This is a genomic window from Aeromonas sp. QDB30, from assembly GCF_027707645.1.
In the GTDB taxonomy this organism is placed as follows: Bacteria; Pseudomonadota; Gammaproteobacteria; order Enterobacterales; family Aeromonadaceae; genus Aeromonas; species Aeromonas caviae.
Genome location: NZ_JAPCIY010000197.1, coordinates 1 through 682, shown reverse-complemented (window position 1 = coordinate 682; position 682 = coordinate 1). Strand labels below are relative to the sequence as shown.

General features: G+C 35.9%; 1 protein-coding gene. It reads left to right on the top strand.

Annotated features, from left to right (window positions below; translation table 11 throughout):
- Nucleotides 1-140 precede the first annotated feature (140 nt).
- Nucleotides 141-682 (top strand): SEC-C metal-binding domain-containing protein (locus tag PG896_RS21095; RefSeq protein ID WP_270836207.1); only part of this gene is annotated, 542 nt, incomplete at its 3' end.

Sequence of the window (682 nt, the reverse complement as noted above, 5' to 3'; positions counted from 1 at the left end):
AAAATCGGCTCAAACTGAAAAAATGAAATGACTGAGTCAGCCGAGAAGAATTTCCCCGCTTATTCGCACCTTCCCTAGGTGCTGATCTTGAGTTTTCTACTCATGAAAAAGCGATAAAATATTTAGCATCTGAAAACAGGGTGTCGCGATATTTTTTAAGTAAAGCACTAAATGAAAAATTTCATCTTGTTCCGAAAAATGTGAGAAGTGCAAGACTAGCTACATCCCCACTTTATCAGAGCAATATGTATATATTTTTGTTTTATCCTAAAAAAGATGAGGAGTCTTATGAAGAGTATCGCGAGGCACGACAAAATTCTATGCATGCCTATGCATTTGTGGCTAAATATAAATATCCAAAATGTAATAACTTCATTGTTTTTGCAACAGAGCCGAAAGGGAATAATTTTCGCTCAGAAGATATAATTGTTTTTGAATATCAAGAAGAACTGTCATTTGAAATGAGAAATAAAGCAAGAATGGTTATGGAAAAAGACAACATACTTAATGATATGACAGCAGTTAAAGATGACTCAAATAAAGGGTATGATGTAGGGAGAAATAGTGCATGCCCATGCGGATCAGGTAAGAAGTATAAAAAATGCTTGTACAGATCTAGTTATCACCTGACACCGGCCTCAAACCGGTGTCTTGTTTACGCTACTTTAGTGCGCACTTCCTT